We start from the raw sequence: 18,927 nt of genomic DNA on the forward strand, positions 1-18,927 counted from the left end.
TATTTTGGATTAAAACATTTTCTCCTATCTCCCCCTTTATCTCCATAACTTTTAATTGTTAAATCATGATTGCATTTTTTATATAGTTTGCTGTCTTTTGGGTATAGTTATGAACTTTATTTTTATAAATTTATTATAACAAAAAAAAGTGTACAATTCCACTTTATTATGGAGGTTTTTTTGTCAGTTTTTCGCCATTTCAAAGTACAATCCACCCCCCCCCACTAAAAATTGTACTAAAATAACGCATTTCTTTTCTGTGATTCTTGTGTCATTTTATGCTCTTTTTTCTATTGTTATTTGTGCAAAGTTTGAATTTTACCCATTTCTTATATGTGGTCTTGTTTCTTGTTTCTGAATTTTTGCATTTTTTCCTGCAATCCTTTGCGATAAATTTCTTTTATCACTTTTTATTCATATTTTTAAATTTTTACTTTTGTAACTTTTGTAAGCATGAAATCATTTTATCAAAAAAAGGCGAGGATGTTTATGTTTCCTCGTCTTTTTTCTATGATGGGGCTTTTGCAACAGCCTCTTTCTCTTGCCACCTAAAGACTCTTTAAATCAGTTTTTCTAAAGTCCCTAATTCAATGAGCCTTAAAGCTTCTTATTTTAAAATATATTCAGAAAGGTTTTTTAACTTAAAGAATCAAAATCATAATCAAGCTTATCATATTTTGATGGTTCTTTTTCTTCTTCCTTAGAAATTATATCCTTAACTTTCATAAGTCTTGTGATATTTGCTCTTTCACTTTCATCAAGTTTTGCCCTTATGGATTTAATTGTGTCTGAAAGGTCGGGAATTGTTTTAAATTCAAGGGCATTTACCCTACGCCTTGTCTTTTCAATTTCGTCAGCCATAAGCTGAGCGGCCTTTTCCTTTTGAGCAAGTAAAAGCAATCTATCCATAACTTTTTTTAGCTTATCTATTGCCCTATCAAGATCAGAAGTTGTCATTATATATCCATAAGGATATTTTCTGGCATTTTCTGAAGTCTTTTCAACAATAAATTCCATTTTGGGAATTTCAACTGACATTACATTTGTCCTCGTAATATCTACCATTGTTTTTATGGATGGAAGGACAATTGATTCTTCTAGCATTTCTGGACTCATAAGTGCAGCAGCCATTAAAAAATCTGAAAAACATTGGTGAAGCTCTTCTTCGACTTCAAGTCTTAATTTTTTATTTTCCTTAATAAGATCAATAAACTGCCTCATTAATTCATCTTGCTTGTCCTTTAAAAGTTTGTGGCCCCTTGATGCTGTTGCCAGTCTTTTTTTGAGATTTGTTTGGTTCATTCTCGTAGGGTTTACTTTTAAAACAGTCATCTAATCACCTACTTCTTCAGTCTTTGCTTCTCCCAAATACTTATCAATAAATTTATCTTTAATTCTCTTGAGTTCTCCTCTCGGAATTATTGAAAGTAATTTCCAGCCTAAATCCAAAGTTTCTTCTATATTTCTATTTGTATAAAAACCTTGGGACACATATTCTCTTTCAAATTCATCAGCAAATTTTGCAAAGGCCCTGTCAGATTTTGTGAGGGCAGTTTCGCCAAGGATTGCTGAAAGTTCTTTAGCGGATTTTCCAGCAGTGTAGGCTGCATAAATTTGATTCATGGTGTCGGCATGATCTTCTCTTGTTTTACCTTCGCCAATTCCCTTATCCTTTAATCTTGAAAGGGAAGGAATTACATTAATTGGTGGTTGCAAGCCTTGCTTATAAAGATCTTGAGATAAAATTATTTGTCCCTCAGTTATATATCCTGTTAAGTCTGGTATAGGGTGAGTAATATCTCCTTCCGGCATAGTTAAAATTGGAATTTGAGTTATAGAACCCTTACGGCCTTTAACTCTTCCTGCTCTTTCATAAAGACCGGCAAGGTCTGTATAAAGATAGCCTGGATAGCCACGGCGGCCTGGAACTTCTTTTCTTGCTGCAGAAACTTCTCTTAGAGCTTCGGCATAATTTGTCATATCAGTCATTAAAACTAAAACGTGCATATCAAGTTCAAAGGCAAGATATTCTGCACATGTTAAAGCCATTTTTGGAGTTGCCAGCCTTTCAATTGCTGGGTCATCGGCAAGATTCATAAATAAAACAGATCTATCAATGGCACCCGTCTTTGTTAAGTCATCAATAAAATATTGAGCTTCTTCAAAAGTTATACCCATGGCAGTAAATACTACTGCAAAATTTTCACCACTTAATACTTTTGCCTGCCTTGCAATTTGAGCTGCAAGTTCATTGTGAGGTAGACCTGCAAGTGAAAAAATAGGCAGCTTTTGTCCACGGACAAGAGTATTTAAACCATCAATACAAGAAATTCCCGTTTGTATAAATTCTTCAGGATAATCTCTTGAAACGGGATTAATTGGAGTTCCATTAATATCAATTTTCTTTTCAGGAATAATTTTTGGCCCCTTATCAATGGGATTTCCAAGTCCGTCAAAAACACGACCAATCATATCTGGGCTCACCCCAAGTTCAAGAGGTCTTCCTAAAAATCTTACGCTTGTTCTTGAAAGATTTATGCCAGAGGAGCCTTCAAAAATTTGGACCATGGCTTTATCTTTATCAATTTCAATAACACGGCCACGTCTTCTCTCTCCTGTTTGAAGTTGTATATCCACTAATTCTTCGTAGTTTACTCCTTCAACCCCTTCAACAATCATAAGAGGTCCTACTACTTCTGTTATAGATTTATATTCCTTAAGCATCTTCTTCGGCACCTCCTCTTTCAAGCTTTTTCATTTCTTTTAAAATTTCTTCTCCCAATTCATCAATTTTATTTATTTCTTCTTCGTGAATATTTTTCATTCTTGCAATTTTATCTATTACATCTAACTCTTCAATTTCTTCAAGATAAACTCCTCTTGAAAGGGCATCAATAGCTGAATCATAAAATTTTAAAATTGTGTTAAGCATTTTAAATTGTTTGTCAAGAGAGCAGAATGTATCAACTTCATGGAAGGCATTTTGTTGCAAAAAATCTTCACGAATTGACTTTGTGATGTCAAGTTTTAATTGGTCTTCTTCTGAAAGGGTATCTCTACCAACAAGCCTTACAATTTCAAGAAGGGATGATTCTTCTTGAAGAAGTGACATTGCCCTTTTTCTATTTTTTGAAAAGTTTTCGTTTACATTGTCATCTAAATATTCATCTATTTTATTTTGATATAGAGAATAAGAATCTATCCAGTTAATTGCAGGAAAGTGACGTTGATATGATAAATCATAGTCAAGCCTCCAAAAGATTTTTACAATTCTTAGAGTATTTTGAGTAACAGGTTCTGAAATATCTCCACCTGGAGGAGAAACTGCACCTATAACTGAAAGTGCTCCTTCTCTTTCTTCACTTGCATTACAAATTACACGGCCAGCCCTTTCATAAAACTGAGCAATTCTTGATGAAAGGTAAGCAGGATAACCTTCATCGCCAGGCATTTCTTCCAAACGACCTGACATTTCTCTCAAGGCTTCTGCCCATCTTGATGTAGAATCTGCCATCATAGCAACTGAATAGCCCATGTCCCTAAAATATTCAGAAATTGTTATTCCTGTATAAATACTTGCTTCACGAGCAGCTACTGGCATATTTGAAGTGTTGGCAATTAAAACAGTTCTCTTCATAATTGACTCACCAGTTTTTTGATCAATTAGTTCTGGAAATTCCATTAATACGTCTGTCATTTCATTGCCACGTTCTCCGCAACCAACATAAACAACAACTTGAGCATCTGCCCATTTTGCAAGTTGGTGCTGCACAACTGTCTTTCCGCTGCCAAATGGGCCTGGAATTGCAGCTGTTCCTCCCTTAGTTATAGGGAAAAATGTATCAATAACTCTTTGACCGGTAATAAGTGGAGCCTTAGGATCAATTTTTTGCTTATAGGGTCTTCCTCTTCTTACAGGCCAGCGCTGAATCATATTTAATTCTTTTTTGCCATCTTTTGTTTCAATTACTGCTATTATTTCTTCAACAGTAAATAGTCCTTCCTTAATGTCGACTATATCGCCTTCAATTCCATTTGGAACCATAATCTTATGATCTATAACAGATGTTTCTGGAACAAATCCCAAAAAATCTCCTGGGACAACATGGTCGCCAACTTTTGCTAGGGCCTTAAAATCCCATTTCTTTTCTCTATCAAGAGCCTTAACTCCTGCTCCTCTAATTAAAAAGTCACCATTTTGTGCCCTTAGTGTTTCAAGAGGTCTTTGAATACCATCAAACATTTGCTCAAGTATTCCAGGCCCTAATTCAACAGATAAGGGTGAGCCTGTAGTAACCACTTCATCTCCCGGCCCAATGCCAGTTGTTTCTTCATAAACTTGAATGGAGGCTCTATCTCCTCTCATTTCAATTATTTCGCCAATAAGTTTATCTTTTGAAACTTCCACCACGTCATATACATCGGCATCTTTCATGCCGCTTGCAACAACAAGTGGACCGGATACTTTAATTATTTGTCCTTTATTATTCATTGCCCCTCCTTACAATATATTAGCACCAACGGCCTTTTCAACATTTCTATTTAAATTGTCGATTCCAATTCCAAGAGATCCTTGATTTGATGGAATTAAAATTATGGCCGGTATTATTTTTTCATTATATCTTTTTATTGTGTTCGGAATTTTTGCTGCCAATTGCTCAGTTATAAAAATTACTCCATAATTTTTTTCTGCAAGCCTATCAATTAAATCCCTGCTTTCTTCTTTTGTATAAGCAATAAAAACATCAATTCCCAGTGCCATAAAAGCAAGTACGGAATCCTTATCTCCTAAAACCGCAATTTTATACATAAGTATCACGTAGCCTTTCTCTAATAAATTCACTTGATAGACCGTTCATTTTAGAAACAAAAATTATTCTTAAATTTCTTAGTTCTATTTCCTTAGCCAAAACATAAGCAAATACAACTTCTGGTCCATAAGTAATCTTTTTAACGTTCTTAATTAAATCAACCATTTCATTATCTACTAAAAGTTCAAATTTTGCCAACGAGCCTTTTTTACCAAAACTTTCCGTTCCTTTTTTTACATACTTGTAAATATTTGAAAATTTAAAAAGGGGGCTGTCTGCTTCAATGTCAGAATTTAAGTAGTTAAAAAAGTTGTCTTTATATATATTTCCTCCGTCAATTAAAATATCTTGTAAAAATTCAAGGTCCGCTCCTTCTTGGTTTGCCCTCATAAGGGATCTAATATTTTTAAAGTCTATTGTATCCTTGACATAGTCATAAAATAATTCTTCATCTGCTTCGTCAGCAAGTTTTAGAAGACTATTAAAATAGCATCTATCTAAATAAATGTCTATATCAGATGGTCTTTTAGTCTTTTCGTAGATTTCAACAGTTTTTTTAAGTTCCTTTAAATATTCACTTTTGCTTTCTCTATTTTCATTAAATAAAGCTCTTAAACCAAAGACATCATACTGACCAACGGGAACATAAAGATGACTTAAATCTTCCCCCTTGACATATTCCTTGGCCATAACCTTTAAATTATGATAAAAATATTTAATAGCACAAAAATCAATAGGTATCCTTGATGGACTTATTTCATATATTTCCTTGTAAAATCTTTTAAGTTCTTCTGACAAGGCAATTTCATAGTCAGTTTCCCTTTCAAGTTTAGAAATATAGGTCTGATAGATTGTGTCTTGAAGCATTCTTAGGGCATCTTTTAAAGTTGGTGCTTCAGAAAGTCTTAAAAAATATTGGTATGATAACAAATTTTTTTCTAAAACACGAATCCAGGCAGAACTTTGGACATATTTATTTCTATCCATTCAATCACCTACTTCTTAAAAACTTCTTCTGCAATATAAGGCATTAAATCCTCTTTCATAGAATCTACAATGCTTGAAAAATCTCCATTGTAAATTAAATTTTCCTTTCTTAAAATGAAGCCACTTTGGGTGAATTCTTCGTCTATTTTTATGCCGAGGTCTGCGTTTTTTACACTTTCATAATATTTTTCAGGCACTTGCAAAATATCTTTATCTGATAGATTAAGATTTTTTAAGGATGACTTTAAATAACTTATATATTCATTAGGACCTAAATTATTTAAGGATTCCTTTACCAGTTCCAAAACTCTATTTATTATTTTTTCCTTAGCCATAAGAACTTCGTCCCTTGCCTTTAGTTCCGCTGAAGACTTTGCCTTTGAAATTATTGACTCTTCATCTTCCTTTGCCTTTTGACCAATTCTTTCCGAAAGACTTTCCCCTTCTGTTTTTTTATCGCTTACAATCTTATCTCTTTTTGCCTTAGCTTCATCTAAAATTTCCTTTGCCCTAATTTCTGCATCTTCTTTTATTTTTTTTAAAATAGTATCTATTCCGGGCATAAATACCTCCTATGCTCTTACAAGAATAAAGAATGCTGTTGCAAAGGCAAGAATTGCATAAAGTTCAACCATTACCCCGTAAATAATACCCTTTGTTTGATGTTCTTCATTTTTTGCCAAAATATTAATACCGGCAACACAAACTTTTCCTTGAGCTACGGCAGACATTAAGCCGCCAAGTCCAATAATCATTCCTGATGCTAAATACATAAATCCAGCTTTAGCATCCATTTCAGGATACATTCTAAAAATAATTAAAAGTCCGATTACAAATCCGTAAAGTCCTTGAGTACCGGGAAGTAGTTGCAAAACTAGTGATTTACCAAATTTTTCCGGTTCTTCAATAATTACTCCTGCTGCAGCTTCACCTGCACGGCCAACACCAATTGCTGAGCCTGCACCTGCTAGTGCCACTGCAAAAAATACTCCCAAAGCTGCCAAGCATAATCCTGGATATTGCGTAAATAATTCTTTCATTTTCATCCTCCTATTATTCTATATTAAAATATTTTGAATCTTCTATCATTTTCTTAAAGGGTCTTCCGCCACCTTCATAAAATTTATTAAACATTTCTACATAAGTTAATCTTGCTGTATGGACATAAGCACTTAAATAAGATAAAAAGGCGTTAAAGGCTTGGAAAACTAAAAATATTAAAACTGCAAAAATTTTGCCAAAAATTGATGAGCCAAATAACATTCCCGCAACCATATTTACTGCAACGCCAATAAATGAGCCTGACAAAACAAGAGCCATTAGTCTTAAATAAGAAACAAAATCGCCAATGTAAGAAGTTATTCCATAAAGCGAATAAATTCCCCAGCCAAATTTTCCTCCTAAAGATTTTTGATCTCTTCCTCCTGTTAAAACAATGCCTATCATGGAAACAATCATTGTCCAGAATAAAATTTTTGAAACAAGAGGATTCATAGTTATAACCTTTGAAATTCCAAAACCTATTGATCCAACTAAAACCATATACCATAGGCCAACATCAAAAAACGCATCTTTTGGATGTCCATCTCTAATTTTCATATAGCCATTTATTCCAAGGGCAAAAAATATATGAATTCCCCCTAAAAGTAGGGAAAGTAAAAGCATTTCTGTGGTGTCTGCTGCTGGATCAATTAAAGATGGAAGTTTTATAATGCCTCCGAAAAATGATCCAAATATAAGTCCAAAGATCATTGTTGAAATGGAAAGATAATTAAAAAACTGAATGAATTTTCTTTGTCCCTTGTCTAAATTAAAAGATTTAAGGGCAATTAAGCTTCCTATAAAAACAAGAAGTCCATAACCTAAATCCCCAACCATTATACCTGCAAAGATAAAATAGAAGGGGGCAAAGAAAGGTGTTGGATCAATTTCATTATATTTTGGAAGAGAATACATTTCTGTCATAAATTCAAAGGGCCTTATAAGCTTATTATTTTTAAGCATTATTGGGACTTCTTTTGAATCTCTTTCTGCATCTTTTGAAACAAAATAATAATTTTCTCCAACTAAATCTTTCACAAGTTTTTCAAAGTTGCCAAGCATATCCCTTGGCACATAACCTTCAATTAAATCTAAATTTTTTGTATCTAAGAATTTTTGGCTAGAAATCGTTTTTAGTTTTTCATTTCTTAAATACTCATAGTAAATCTGAAAATCATCTAAAAATTTGACATAGGTCTTTAACTTATCTACATTTTCCTGGATTTTTTTCTTGTTGTCTTCTTTTTTATCCTTATAGGATTTTATAAGGTCTTCGGCCTTTCCCGCATCTTTAAAATTACTTATGGTAAAGCCCATTTTTCTAAAGACTTCATTACATTTTTCGTCTTCTGATTTATGACAAATAATTAAATAATAGGAATAATTCTTGTCTACATGAACCTTGTCTATGTAAATTAAATCATTATTCTTAAGGCTATTCTCAAATTCTGCCCTATATCTATCGGGGATTGTCCCCGTATAAACTGAAACGTCTTTAAAAGCATCCAATTTCTCTAGGGGAAAATCAATAGACTTCCAAGGATTCAAATCAAAAATCTTTTGGTCAAGATCCGTAAGTTCTGCCAAAATATCATCATTATCTTTTTTTATTTTTGAAACTTCTCCATAGTATTTTTCAAAGTCAAAGACCCCCGCCCTTTTTAAAAGCTCATCAAATGTAAGATTTTCTTTTCCTTCTTTCATGGCCTTTAGGGCTGATTTCTTTTTCTTATATTTTTCAAGAATTTCTATGGCTTCCTTGGCCTTTGAAATTTTGTCATCAATTTCCATGAGTTCATTAGCTCTTGAAACTTCTGAAAGTTCTTCATCTTCATCTTTTCTTTCGTGATTAACTAAGTGAACATATTTAAATTTCTGGATTTTTTTAAGAAAGTTTTCTCTTTGATCTTTAAAAATAAAAAGATCAAACTTACTCATATTAACTATTGCCACTCTACCACAACCTTACTGACAATCGATTTCACAACCTCTTGTAAATCTTCATCTTTAATATTTTTTATGGATTCAGCATCTTCTTTTGCCTTTTCTATAATTGGTTTATAGTCTTGTTTTCCTTTTACTCTTGCATTTTCCTTTAAATTTTTTGCATCATTTTTTGCAGTATTTACTATATCATCATAAATTTCACCAGCTTTAACTTGTGCTTCTTCAACAATTTTTTTTGCCTCTTTTTCAGCCTTTGAAATTATTTCGGATGCCTCTACTTCAGCTTCCTTTACTTTAGAAATAGCATCAACATTCACACAATCACCCCCAAAAAAATAAATTACTGATATAGCTTGCTTTTATTATATCATTTTTATATATGATTTTTTATTTTTTTTCACATAAAATTCAATTTTTTTTGCTAATACGATATTAGACAAGTGATTTAACAAGGGGTATAATAAGAAAAGAAGACAAAGGAGGACTTATGAAAAAATTATTAATTTTTGTATTAATTTTAATATCTTTTACTTCTTGTAGTAAAAAGGAAAATACTTCTAATAAAAATAAAGAAAATAATAAGACAAATATAGAAATTCAAGAAGAAAATATGCCTAAAGAAAAGATTCTTGCCTTTAATGAATTTAAATTTGATACAATTGACACTAAGGGAAATAGGTTAAGCTCTGATGATGCTTATAAAAATTCTAAAATTAATCTTATTTATATTTGGGCAACTTATTGTGAAGAATGTAAGGATAATTTATTAGCAATTGAAAATTTAAAAGATAGTTTTTCTGCTGAAGATTTAAATAGCCTATCCTTTATTCTTGACACTTCAATAAATTCTTCTACAAATATTGATACTGCTGAAGAAATTTTGAAAAAGGAAAATATAACTTTCACAAGTCTTATTCCAAATCCCACAACAGAAAATTCTCTAAGTAAAGTTGAAACTGTACCCCTCACAATTTTTGTTGACGGAAATGGAAAAATTTTAAAATCCTATGAAGGGATTTTATCAAAGGACCAACTAGAAACTATAATAAATTCTTTATTAAATGCATAAAAATAGCCGGGATTTCCCGGCTTTAAATTTTTGCTTTTAATTATTTTGTGACATCTTTTTATATCTTTCAATATTTGAATCATTTAAAAATTCATAGGCTGCATTAATTTTTTGAAATTTTTCTGTTGCACCCGCTTCTTTATTTATGTCAGGGTGATATTTTTTTGCCATTTTTCTGTAGGCAAGTTTAATTTCATACTTATCTGCCATGTAAGCGACTCCAAGAGTGTCGCATGAATTTTCATATTGGCTTTTAAAAGATCCCATGCCATAATTTTGACTGTAAGATCCTGAAGAGCCATTATTTTGTCCATAATAGCCATCATTAAAATTTCCATAGCCATAGGATCCGCTAGCTTGATTTCTAAAAAATTCTTCAAAGTCATCAAAATTTGTAAAGGTAAAGGAACCTGTAAAATTTTCAAATCTTCTATTCCATTCCTCTTCTTCCCTTTTTCTTCTCTCCTCTTCTCTTCTTATTCTTTCCTTTTTAAGCTTATCCATATAGGCCCTAGAATAGGAAGAAAAATCTCCCTTATAATAATTTTTGCCTAGAAGGTAATAATCTGACCTGTCATATAAATATTCAGTCCCAACATAGTGGATATATTTTAAGTATGAAAGAGAAATTTTACCTAAAAAGGGAACAGTTACAGTTAAAATCAAAAGAATTAAAATGGGAGGGTTAAATAAAATCCCGTATAAAAAATAGGGGTTAAAAAGAAAGAGTATAAAAAAGCATCCTCCCATGGAAAGAACAAGACCAATTGCATGGCCTATGCTTGAAAAAACTCCAACTAAAATATTTACTATTGCAATTACAAATCTTAAAAAATAGTCACAAATCTTGCCAATAGCCTTAAAAAAATATCCTTTAAACTTATTCATGCTTGTGCTCATTTCTATATTTTTCCATAAACTCTTCGTCCTCAATTTCTAAATCTCTATTTTTTGCCAAAAATTCCATGTGATGGGTAAATTCATGAAACAAAACTTCTCTTAGCCTATCTTTCAAATCCTCTCTTTCCAAGTGCCCATATAATAAATCTATGGACCCGTAAAAAATTGTTATGGAAAGGCCAAGAATAGATCTTTCATATTGACCTAAAATTAAAAGGTCGTCATCTTTTGCCTCCGGATGATATTTTATCTCTTCAGATAAAGTCACACCACCATTTAAATAATTAAAGGCATATTTTGGCAGCTCTTCGCAAAGCTCATTTAAAAGTTCTTCGACTTCATCAATTCTATCTAAATTATTCATCATTTCCTCATTTCTAATATTATACAAAATAAAAATAAAATATAAAAGACCCTATAAACTTAGGAATCTAAATTTATAGGGCATAATTAAATAAGAAAAGAAAAAGATTTTAAGATTATAATCTTATATATGCGTATCCCTCATTTTGCAGCTTGGCAATTTTTGTAATAACCAGCTCTTCCACTTCAATGAAATTAGGCAGCTCAGCTTCTGAAATATTATTTTTTCTTAGGGCTGTTTTTCCAATAATAAATTTAACCCTTGGACTGTCATTAAGTCCATGAAAGTCAATTCCTGAATATTTTATAAAAATCTCCGCCGCCTTTGACATACAAATAATTGCAACTCTGGCATCAGGAATAGTGTCAATAATATCCTTTGCATTAGATAAGGTATCTTCCCATTTTTGAGTTTCAACTACATGAAATAATACTTTCATAATAACACCTCGCATTTTTATCTTATATTTTATAATTACCCATTATTTATTTTTTTATCAATATATTTTTATAATTTGATAATTTGCAAAAATAATTAGCCTAATCAAAAGTATTTTAAAAGTGAAAGCTATTTGTTAAAATATAGGGAAAGGAGATAATATGAAAACATCTTATATTTTAATGCTTATTACTATTTTATCAAAAGTTTTTGGTCTATTAAGAGAACAAGCCTTGGCTTATTTTTTTGGGACAAGTCTTGTAGCTGATGTGTTTTTAGTTGCTTTTCAGCTTCCCATGACCTTTACAAATATAATTACTGGGGCTGTGGCAAATGGATATATTCCTGTATATGACAAGGCAAGAGAAAAGGGATCAAAAGAATATGCAGACAAATTTACTGCAAACCTATCAAATATTATTCTTGTTTTTTCTATTATTATTACAATCCTTGCCCTTATTTTTGCAAGACCTCTTGTAAAATTAATGGCAGAGGGTTTTAGTGGAGAAAAACTTGACTTTGCAGTTTTTGTGTCCCGAGCAGCCTTTCTTTCTATTTTTGTAACATGCCTTGCATCTATTTTTAAAGCCTATCTGCAAATCTATAATAAATTTATTTTATCCATTAGCCATGCAATTTTAATGAATATAATTATTATATTTTTTATGTACTTCGCCTATAAAAATGGGGTGAATTTCATTTCCCTTGGCCTTATGCTAGGCTTCATTTTGCAATATATAATTTTTATATTTCCAATAAAAAACCTAGGCTATCGCCACAAACTAATCCTTGATTTTAAGGATGAAAATATCAAAAATTTATTTAAAATAATTCTTCCTATTTTAATTTCAACTTCAGCCATAGAAATTAATTTTATGATTTCAAGATCTTTGGCATCAGGACTTTTTGTTGGGGCAATTTCAACTTTAAATTATGCCTATAAACTTCAATCATTTGTAACGGGCATTGTTGTCAGCTCAATAATAACAGTTACCTATCCCAAAATGGCAGCCTTTGGAGCAGAAAATAATCTTTTAAAAGTTAAAGATGAGGCAAAAGACGCCATATCAGCCATGTGCCTACTAGTTATTCCTGGAGCCTTTGGACTTTTTTCCTTCTCCTTTGAAATTGTAAAACTTTTATTTGTTAGGGGAGAATTTACCATAAATGATGGAAAAATAACAGCAGTCATTTTGTCCTTTTATGCCTTTGGAATTATTGCCATAGCTATAAGGGAAATTATTTCAAGAATTTTTTACTCCTTAGGAAATACCTTAAGTCCTGTAAAAAACTCCATATTAATAGTTATAGTAAATATTATTTTAAGCTTTGTACTTTCAAATGTAATGGAAGTGAGAGGGCTTGCCCTTGCAACAACAATCTCCTTTTTCCTTGGGGCATTAAGCCTTTATAAATCTTCAATAAAATTAGTTGGAAATATTTTTGACAAAAAGCTTCTCATTAATATAGGAAAAATTTTAAGTGCATCAATTTTAATGGCCATCCTTTCAAGGCTATGTTTTGGATTTTTGTCAGGCAAAATCTCATCAAATTTAACACTGGTTATTTCAATTTTCTTCGCCCTTATAATTTATGGATTGAGCCTAATTATTTTAAGGGTCGATGAATTTCAAAACCTTAAAAATCTCATAAAAAAATTTAAAAACTAATTTCTTATCTAACTCCCTAGGGGAGTTTTTTTTATTTTCATATATTTTGATTCTATCCTTATTTACTAATGTTTTTCAAAAAATAATATTACTTAGACATCCATAAAATAATATATTCTTGTAAAAAAATCTGTTTTGAAAGGATGTTATTATTAAAAACAAAATTAAGGTAATAATATTAATTATTTTTAGTATATTTTTACTAAGTGCCTGTTCAAACACAAGTAAAGAGCAAGTACAGAAACTAGCGGAGGCACAAATGGAGAAAAAATTAAATTGAATACTACCATGTCAATGCTGAAAGTCAAGGAGGCAAAACTGTTAGAATTAGTTGAAAATTTTAACAAGAATAATGACCATATCGAAGTTGTTGCAACTTATAATCCTGATATGTATAAGGGACTTATGCATAATCTTCAAACTAAACAAGCTATTGGCGAATCTCCTGTCCTTGTTAAAGTTGGCTGGGCATTTTTAGATTATTTTTCTAATAATTTTGACTATGTATCTCCTGCTGATTCAATTGAAAAATTTGACAAAGAAGATCCAAACTTTTTAAAGGATAATTTTCTTGAAAATATTCTTGATCTTGCAAAAAATTCAAAGGGAGATCAAGTTGGAATACCATATTCACTGTCCACTCCCGTTTTGTATATTAATAAGGACCTCTTAAAAGAAGCTGGTCTTGATGAAAATGGACCTAAAACATGGCAAGAAGTTCATGAATTTGCAAAAGCCGTTAAGGATAAAACTGGAAAATACGGACTTTATATTCAAGAACCTGCAGATTTTTGGGGCCAACAAGCTTTAATTGAATCAAATGATGCAAAGATGATTATAAATGAAAATAATAGTTCAACGGCAAGTTTTGCATCTGAAGGCGGAATTGTAGCCATGAAGTTATATCAAGGTATGGTTAGTGACGGTTCTGCCCTTCATATTTCTTGGGACGAAGGTGTACAATCTTTTGTTGATGGAAATATTGCTATGTGCTACACAACAATTGCAAGAAGACAACAAATTCAAAATGGGCCACAATTAATGTTTCTTCTATTAAATCACTTCTATTTGAAGGACAAGACAGAAAAGTTCCAGCGGGCGGATTTTTTTGGAAATTACTGCTACTGATGATGAAAAAATTAAATCTGCTTAGGAATTTGAAAAGTATCTTTATAGAATTGAGCAAGTTGCAATGTGGACAAAGGGAACAGGATATACTCCTCCAAGAGAAGACGTTGCAGAAACTGAAAATGGCTTGAAATCTTTCCTTGAAAAAAACGAAATGATGAAACCTACCGTTGAACAATCAAAAGACGTAGTATCTTGGGCATCATTTTCTGGAAATGCAGCTCTTGAAGCAGAACAACTTGACGGAGCAGGAAATTTTAGGTTATTTAAAGATATTGCTCTTCCTGCTTCATCTGTAACGGGCATTTATATTTTCATAATGACAATTGTGCAAGGTCTGCAATTTGTTTTTACTCCCATAAAAGTTGTAACTCAAGGTGGACCAAGTTATGCTTCATACAATTTAATTTATCATTCTTATCATGAGGCCTTTATTCTTTATAGAACAGGATTTTCTTCTGCACTTTTCATGATAACTATGCTTATATTTTTTGTTTTATTAATTTTAGAATTTAAATTTGTAGAAGAGAGAGTGTACTATGAAAACTAGAGATAGACAAGTTTTACTACACATAATTTTACTTGCTCTCGTCCTTATAAGTATTTTCCCAATAATTTTTTCAATTTCAAATTCCTTTAAAACTTTGCAGGATTCTTTTAACAACATACTTTCCTTAGTGCCTAAAGAATTTACCCTAGAAAATTATAAGTATGTTTTTGGAAGACTTCCTATATTTAAAATTATTTTAAATACTTTCATCATTGCTTTTATGGTTTCATCAATAAAAATACTTACATCCATATTAGTAGCCTACTCTTTTGTATATTACGATTTCAGGGGCAAAAACTTTATTTATTTAGTATTTTTAGCAACAATGTTTATACCTTTTACAGTTACAATGATCCCCAACTATTTAATAGTATCTAAATTAAAACTATCAAATACGATTTGGGGAGTAATGCTGCCACAATTTGCTAAAGTTTTGAGAATTTTCCTTTTAAGACAATCAATGAAAACTATACCTGCGTCTTTAATTGAAGTTTCAAAAATTGATGGGGTTGATGAATGGATAATCTTAAAGAATATAATCCTTCCCATAATAAAGTCCTCAATAGTTTCTACTGCCATAATATTTTTTATAAATTCATGGAATGAATATGTGTGGTCTGTTTTAATTATTTCAAGCCAAGATAATTACACCTTATCCCCTGCCCTTCAAATGTTTATCTCTTCTGAAAGTGGAACGGATTTTCCAATTGCAATGGCAGTTTCAGTAATGACTATGATAATTCCACTAATACTTTTTAAATTTTCCAAAGACATGTTATTTCTACATGAATTTATACAGCTTTTTGTCAAAGCTAGCGGAGAAAATTTAGAGGTGTTAAATTGATTTTTATTTCTACAAATATGTATAGGCCTGAAAGCCTAGAAAAAGTTTATAAAATTACAGATAATTTAGACTTTAAAATTGGTATTGAAAATTTTCCCATGTTTCAAGATTCAAATTACGAGGCCCTTTTAGAAAAAAAATATTGAAAAAATTAAAAAATTATGACATTACTTTCCATGAACCTTATTTTGAAACTTGTCACTCCTTCGCATCAGGCAGCGAGACATATAAAAAACTAAGGATTTTATGGAAATAGCCTTTAAATATGCAGAAATGTTAAAGGCAAAAAATATGGTTTATCACTATAACAATAAAAAAATTGAAAATACTGGCGTTGAAGATAGGGAAAATGTCCTTTTAAAAGAAAATGAATATATCGAAGAATGTAAAAATGCCGAAAATTTAGCTCTCATAGATATTGGCCATTCTAATGCAAATTCATGGTATCTTGAAAATGTAATTAAAAATTTAAAGGACAAAATTATGTCCTATCACCTACACACAAACGATGGGGCAAAAGATGAACATAAATCAATGTTTGAAGAAAACAAAAGTCCAAGAATTCCCGAATTTATTGAGCTTTATAAAAAATACACACCCAAAGCTTATCTTGTTGTTGAATATTCAAATTATTATGAAGATAAAGAAGATAGAGTTATTGAATATATTAAAAAATTAAATTTCCTTTTATAATTTTGAAAATTAGATTTATTTTTTCCATCTCCTAAAAAGAAGCCACAGCGGCTTCTTTTTATTTATCTTAGAAATTTTTAAATCATAAGTCGTTATAAAGGTAAAAAAAGAAGCCACAAGGCTCCTATATCTTAATCATTATCTCTTTGCATTAGTAATAGTTCTGTATTGTCCATTTTTTTAATAGCAAAGATTGATGAAAGTGGGCCTAAAAGGGCTCCCAAAATTATTGTAATTAAAAACATTAAAAGTATTAGTAAAATATTTGGCCTTAAAAAAGGCATTTTAAGCATAGATGAAAAGGCATTATTAAAGGCAAGACTTATAACAAAGGAACAAATTCCTCCAATTAAGGCTCCTGTACCATTAATTAAAAGTGACTCGACAAGTACAATTTCCTTTAATTTTTTCTTTGTTGCCCCTAAAATTCTTATTGTTGCAAATTCTCTCTTTCTTTCCTTCACTGAAAGTGTATTTACAAGGCTAAGGACAAAAAATGCCAAAATCCAAATAAGGCCTATTAATGCATAAACATAAAATAGCATATTTTTTGCTGAATCAGAAATTTCTGTCATTAATTTTTGAGGTAGTAGGGAATAGACCCTATCTGGTCTAAATCCTTCTCTAATTTCATTTGCTACAGTTTTTGGTTCAGTATTTTTTTTAACTTTTATCATAACTGAAGAGATTGTTTCCATATCATTGGCAATTGGATGATGTACTATTTTTTCATATTCTTTTGCAAGTCTATGCGTTTCTTCCATTGTCATAAAAACAGAATTGTCAAAACCCATACCAGTTTTGGAAAGTCTTCCCTTTATTGTAAATTCTTGGTTAAAAAATTTAACTGTGTCTTTAATTGTCCCTCTTATATTGGCACCAACAACAACTTCTCCTGCTTTCATAGGAAGTTTTATTTGATGTTCAAGCCAAGGTTTTACTGAATAGTCATCATCAAAATCAATTCCTATAACTTGAATGGGGAAAGAGCAACAGCCCGCCGATAAAGTTGCAAGATAAACTTGTGCCCATGCTTTTTCGACTCCCGGATATTCTTTAACCCTAGTTAAAACATCTCTATTAAAGAAAAATGTATTAGGCTCTCCTCTCAAAATTGCTCCAGTTATTTTCGAGTCATAGCCTTCTGGCACAACAATAATATCTGCCCCCATCCTATCAGAAAGAGATTTCATTCCAGCATTTAAGGATGAAATTATAAATGATGACATAAAAAGTATAAAGGTCAAAACCCCAACTAAAAACATTAAAGTATAGGATCTTGCCTTTTTATTTTGTATATTTTTTTTAGCTAAATTTATGGTGTATAAATCTTTCATTTTCTAGCATCTTGCAAGGCATTGTTGCAAGCCTCAATAAACTGCTTATAAGATTCCGTTGCTCCGCTAATTTGATCTACTCCTTCAGGATTTCCTGCCTTAACAAGTTCATCAGGATATGAAGCTGCAAGGTTAATTGCCTTTTGAGCAATATTATAAAGGCCTTCGTTTTGGCTGTAGCCATAATTTTCATCCTTGATTTTTCCATCTGAATCTAAATTTTCCATGGTGCAGGCAGAAATTTTTGAATCCTTAACATCAATTGAAACCTTAACTATTCCGCCTCTTTCATCAGGATTAGATTCACCATTATAGGTTCCGTCTTTTAAATCTAGAGCCTCTGCAGAAGATTTTTTATCTCCTGAGCAGGCAATTAAAGTTAAGCTGATTAATAATAAGCTAAAGATTTTTAAAATATTTCTCATATAAACTCCTTCAATTTATTGTCTTTAATTTCTGTAGAAACTACAGGTCTTCTTCTTTTTTTAGTTTCTTCATTGGTAATCCTTCCGTGTTCAAGGGTAATCATTCTTTCAGATTCTTCGCCAACTTCAGGATCATGAGTAACAACAATTATAGTTGAGCCGGCATTATGAAGTTTTTCAAATATATCCATTACTATAAATTCATTTTTTTCATCAAGGTTACCTGTTGGTTCGTCAGCAAGTAAAATTGATGGGTGATTTATTAGGGCTCTTGCAATACAAACTCTTTGTTGCTCTCCTCCCGATAATTGGTTGGGAAGATGCTTTGCACGGTCTTTTAAACCAACAGCTTCTAAAGCAGCCATAGCTTCTTCTGCATCAGGCATTGAATGATAATACTGAGCCATCATTACATTTTCAAGAGCTGACAAATAATTTACAAGGTGGAACTGTTGAAAAATAAGGCCTATTTTGTCCCTTCTAATAACAGTAAGTTCTTTAGGAGATTTTTTTGAAATATCTTCTCCCTCTAAAATTACTTCGCCAATTGAAGGCTTGTCCATGGCTCCGATTATGTTCATCATGGTAGTTTTTCCTGAGCCTGAAGGTCCCATTATGGAAAGCCACTCTCCTTTTTCTACCCTTAAATTAATTTTATCAAGCGCCTTAAGATCTCCATAAATTTTAGATACGTCTACAAGTTTTAATATATCCATAATTTTC

Annotated in this window: 22 protein-coding genes; 7 read left to right on the forward strand and 15 right to left on the reverse strand. The window is 31.5% G+C overall.

Annotated elements, in window-relative coordinates:
• Window positions 1-636 precede the first annotated feature (636 nt).
• The 9 genes from BQ4446_RS00515 to BQ4446_RS00555 are packed head-to-tail and all read right to left on the reverse strand — an operon-like array spanning window position 637 to window position 9,103.
• On the reverse strand, window positions 637-1,332 hold the full coding sequence (locus tag BQ4446_RS00515; RefSeq protein ID WP_071025620.1) for a V-type ATP synthase subunit D: 696 nt from the start codon (window positions 1,330-1,332) through the stop codon (window positions 637-639).
• Complete coding sequence (locus BQ4446_RS00520; protein WP_071025622.1) at window positions 1,333-2,724, reverse strand: V-type ATP synthase subunit B; 1,392 nt, start codon at window positions 2,722-2,724, stop codon at window positions 1,333-1,335.
• A complete protein-coding gene (locus tag BQ4446_RS00525; RefSeq protein ID WP_071025625.1) occupies window positions 2,717-4,492 on the reverse strand; it encodes a V-type ATP synthase subunit A in 1,776 nt (591 codons plus the stop codon). Before BQ4446_RS00525 ends, BQ4446_RS00520 begins: the two co-directional genes overlap by 8 nt.
• A 9-nt stretch (window positions 4,493-4,501) precedes the next feature.
• On the reverse strand, window positions 4,502-4,810 hold the full coding sequence (locus BQ4446_RS00530) for a V-type ATP synthase subunit F (RefSeq protein WP_071025628.1): 309 nt from the start codon (window positions 4,808-4,810) through the stop codon (window positions 4,502-4,504).
• Window positions 4,803-5,798, reverse strand: coding sequence for a V-type ATP synthase subunit C (locus tag BQ4446_RS00535; RefSeq protein ID WP_071025631.1), 996 nt, complete (start codon window positions 5,796-5,798; stop codon window positions 4,803-4,805). The genes BQ4446_RS00530 and BQ4446_RS00535 overlap by 8 nt, the downstream gene beginning before the upstream one ends.
• Window positions 5,799-5,806: 8 nt before the next feature.
• Window positions 5,807-6,361 (reverse strand): V-type ATP synthase subunit E, encoded by a 555-nt coding sequence (locus BQ4446_RS00540; protein WP_071025634.1) that lies wholly within the window; start codon window positions 6,359-6,361, stop codon window positions 5,807-5,809.
• A gap of 9 nt (window positions 6,362-6,370) precedes the next feature.
• Window positions 6,371-6,838 carry a V-type ATP synthase subunit K gene (locus BQ4446_RS00545; protein ID WP_071025637.1) on the reverse strand — a complete coding sequence of 156 codons (468 nt, stop codon included), beginning with the start codon at window positions 6,836-6,838 and terminating at the stop codon, window positions 6,371-6,373.
• A 13-nt stretch (window positions 6,839-6,851) separates the two neighbouring features.
• A complete protein-coding gene (locus tag BQ4446_RS00550) occupies window positions 6,852-8,792 on the reverse strand; it encodes a V-type ATP synthase subunit I (RefSeq protein WP_071025640.1) in 1,941 nt (646 codons plus the stop codon).
• Window positions 8,783-9,103 (reverse strand): hypothetical protein, encoded by a 321-nt coding sequence (locus BQ4446_RS00555; protein WP_071025643.1) that lies wholly within the window; start codon window positions 9,101-9,103, stop codon window positions 8,783-8,785. Before BQ4446_RS00555 ends, BQ4446_RS00550 begins: the two co-directional genes overlap by 10 nt.
• 170 nt (window positions 9,104-9,273) lie before the next feature.
• On the opposite strand from BQ4446_RS00555, the gene BQ4446_RS00560 reads away from it, so the two are divergent.
• Window positions 9,274-9,855, forward strand: a complete 582-nt coding sequence (locus BQ4446_RS00560) for a TlpA family protein disulfide reductase (protein WP_071025646.1) — start codon at window positions 9,274-9,276, stop codon at window positions 9,853-9,855.
• 36 nt (window positions 9,856-9,891) lie between these two features.
• Here the strand turns inward: BQ4446_RS00560 and BQ4446_RS00565 are convergent, their stop codons facing one another.
• The 3 genes from BQ4446_RS00565 to BQ4446_RS00575 all read right to left on the reverse strand — a co-directional run bounded on the left by BQ4446_RS00565 (window position 9,892) and on the right by BQ4446_RS00575 (window position 11,558).
• A complete protein-coding gene (locus BQ4446_RS00565) occupies window positions 9,892-10,743 on the reverse strand; it encodes a DnaJ domain-containing protein (protein ID WP_071025650.1) in 852 nt (283 codons plus the stop codon).
• The gene (locus BQ4446_RS00570) at window positions 10,736-11,119 is read right to left on the reverse strand and encodes a hypothetical protein (RefSeq protein ID WP_071025653.1); all 384 of its coding nucleotides are present in this window, start codon (window positions 11,117-11,119) and stop codon (window positions 10,736-10,738) included. Before BQ4446_RS00570 ends, BQ4446_RS00565 begins: the two co-directional genes overlap by 8 nt.
• Before the next feature lie 115 nt (window positions 11,120-11,234).
• Window positions 11,235-11,558: a DsrE family protein gene (locus tag BQ4446_RS00575; protein WP_071025656.1), complete on the reverse strand. Its 324-nt coding sequence runs from the start codon at window positions 11,556-11,558 to the stop codon at window positions 11,235-11,237.
• Between the two features lie 160 nt (window positions 11,559-11,718).
• Between BQ4446_RS00575 and murJ the strand changes: the two genes are divergently transcribed.
• From murJ to BQ4446_RS00600, 6 genes are all read left to right on the forward strand, one after another.
• Window positions 11,719-13,227 (forward strand): murein biosynthesis integral membrane protein MurJ, encoded by a 1,509-nt coding sequence (gene murJ, locus BQ4446_RS00580; protein ID WP_071025659.1) that lies wholly within the window; start codon window positions 11,719-11,721, stop codon window positions 13,225-13,227.
• Between the two features lie 276 nt (window positions 13,228-13,503).
• Window positions 13,504-14,355 carry an extracellular solute-binding protein gene (locus tag BQ4446_RS08520; protein ID WP_167632524.1) on the forward strand — a complete coding sequence of 284 codons (852 nt, stop codon included), beginning with the start codon at window positions 13,504-13,506 and terminating at the stop codon, window positions 14,353-14,355.
• A gap of 64 nt (window positions 14,356-14,419) precedes the next feature.
• Entirely contained in the window at window positions 14,420-14,905 is a 486-nt protein-coding gene (locus BQ4446_RS08525) for a carbohydrate ABC transporter permease (RefSeq protein ID WP_245149629.1), read from the forward strand.
• Window positions 14,895-15,749 (forward strand): carbohydrate ABC transporter permease, encoded by an 855-nt coding sequence (locus tag BQ4446_RS00595; protein ID WP_071025661.1) that lies wholly within the window; start codon window positions 14,895-14,897, stop codon window positions 15,747-15,749. Before BQ4446_RS08525 ends, BQ4446_RS00595 begins: the two co-directional genes overlap by 11 nt.
• Window positions 15,746-15,895, forward strand: a complete 150-nt coding sequence (locus BQ4446_RS08325; RefSeq protein ID WP_167632525.1) for a hypothetical protein — start codon at window positions 15,746-15,748, stop codon at window positions 15,893-15,895. Before BQ4446_RS00595 ends, BQ4446_RS08325 begins: the two co-directional genes overlap by 4 nt.
• Before the next feature lie 100 nt (window positions 15,896-15,995).
• The gene (locus BQ4446_RS00600; RefSeq protein ID WP_071025664.1) at window positions 15,996-16,442 is read left to right on the forward strand and encodes a hypothetical protein; all 447 of its coding nucleotides are present in this window, start codon (window positions 15,996-15,998) and stop codon (window positions 16,440-16,442) included.
• Between the two features lie 131 nt (window positions 16,443-16,573).
• Here BQ4446_RS00600 and BQ4446_RS00605 read toward each other — a convergent pair whose 3' ends face one another.
• Genes BQ4446_RS00605 through BQ4446_RS00615 form a run of 3 tightly spaced genes read right to left on the reverse strand, consistent with a single transcriptional unit; the run spans window position 16,574 to window position 18,920 of the window.
• A complete protein-coding gene (locus tag BQ4446_RS00605; protein WP_071025666.1) occupies window positions 16,574-17,779 on the reverse strand; it encodes an ABC transporter permease in 1,206 nt (401 codons plus the stop codon).
• On the reverse strand, window positions 17,776-18,204 hold the full coding sequence (locus BQ4446_RS00610; RefSeq protein WP_071025668.1) for an FMN-binding protein: 429 nt from the start codon (window positions 18,202-18,204) through the stop codon (window positions 17,776-17,778). Before BQ4446_RS00610 ends, BQ4446_RS00605 begins: the two co-directional genes overlap by 4 nt.
• On the reverse strand, window positions 18,201-18,920 hold the full coding sequence (locus BQ4446_RS00615) for an ABC transporter ATP-binding protein (RefSeq protein ID WP_071025671.1): 720 nt from the start codon (window positions 18,918-18,920) through the stop codon (window positions 18,201-18,203). The genes BQ4446_RS00610 and BQ4446_RS00615 overlap by 4 nt, the downstream gene beginning before the upstream one ends.
• Window positions 18,921-18,927: the final 7 nt, after the last annotated feature.

It is taken from the genome of Peptoniphilus raoultii (assembly GCF_900099555.1).
Lineage (GTDB): Bacteria > Bacillota > Clostridia > Tissierellales > Peptoniphilaceae > Peptoniphilus_A > Peptoniphilus_A raoultii.

What these genes read in the sequence shown, in the direction of transcription:
- BQ4446_RS00515 (WP_071025620.1), bottom strand. Translation starts at nt 1,332, where the DNA reads ATGACTGTTTTAAAAGTAAACCCTACGAGAATGAACCAAACAAATCTC.
- BQ4446_RS00520 (WP_071025622.1), bottom strand. Translation starts at nt 2,724, where the DNA reads ATGCTTAAGGAATATAAATCTATAACAGAAGTAGTAGGACCTCTTATG.
- BQ4446_RS00525 (WP_071025625.1), bottom strand. Translation starts at nt 4,492, where the DNA reads ATGAATAATAAAGGACAAATAATTAAAGTATCCGGTCCACTTGTTGTT.
- BQ4446_RS00530 (WP_071025628.1), bottom strand. Translation starts at nt 4,810, where the DNA reads ATGTATAAAATTGCGGTTTTAGGAGATAAGGATTCCGTACTTGCTTTT.
- BQ4446_RS00535 (WP_071025631.1), bottom strand. Translation starts at nt 5,798, where the DNA reads ATGGATAGAAATAAATATGTCCAAAGTTCTGCCTGGATTCGTGTTTTA.
- BQ4446_RS00540 (WP_071025634.1), bottom strand. Translation starts at nt 6,361, where the DNA reads ATGCCCGGAATAGATACTATTTTAAAAAAAATAAAAGAAGATGCAGAA.
- BQ4446_RS00545 (WP_071025637.1), bottom strand. Translation starts at nt 6,838, where the DNA reads ATGAAAGAATTATTTACGCAATATCCAGGATTATGCTTGGCAGCTTTG.
- BQ4446_RS00560 (WP_071025646.1), top strand. Translation starts at nt 9,274, where the DNA reads ATGAAAAAATTATTAATTTTTGTATTAATTTTAATATCTTTTACTTCT.
- BQ4446_RS00565 (WP_071025650.1), bottom strand. Translation starts at nt 10,743, where the DNA reads ATGAATAAGTTTAAAGGATATTTTTTTAAGGCTATTGGCAAGATTTGT.
- BQ4446_RS00570 (WP_071025653.1), bottom strand. Translation starts at nt 11,119, where the DNA reads ATGAATAATTTAGATAGAATTGATGAAGTCGAAGAACTTTTAAATGAG.
- BQ4446_RS00575 (WP_071025656.1), bottom strand. Translation starts at nt 11,558, where the DNA reads ATGAAAGTATTATTTCATGTAGTTGAAACTCAAAAATGGGAAGATACC.
- murJ (WP_071025659.1), top strand. Translation starts at nt 11,719, where the DNA reads ATGAAAACATCTTATATTTTAATGCTTATTACTATTTTATCAAAAGTT.
- BQ4446_RS08525 (WP_245149629.1), top strand. Translation starts at nt 14,420, where the DNA reads ATGTGGACAAAGGGAACAGGATATACTCCTCCAAGAGAAGACGTTGCA.
- BQ4446_RS00595 (WP_071025661.1), top strand. Translation starts at nt 14,895, where the DNA reads ATGAAAACTAGAGATAGACAAGTTTTACTACACATAATTTTACTTGCT.
- BQ4446_RS00600 (WP_071025664.1), top strand. Translation starts at nt 15,996, where the DNA reads ATGGAAATAGCCTTTAAATATGCAGAAATGTTAAAGGCAAAAAATATG.
- BQ4446_RS00605 (WP_071025666.1), bottom strand. Translation starts at nt 17,779, where the DNA reads ATGAAAGATTTATACACCATAAATTTAGCTAAAAAAAATATACAAAAT.
- BQ4446_RS00610 (WP_071025668.1), bottom strand. Translation starts at nt 18,204, where the DNA reads ATGAGAAATATTTTAAAAATCTTTAGCTTATTATTAATCAGCTTAACT.
- BQ4446_RS00615 (WP_071025671.1), bottom strand. Translation starts at nt 18,920, where the DNA reads ATGGATATATTAAAACTTGTAGACGTATCTAAAATTTATGGAGATCTT.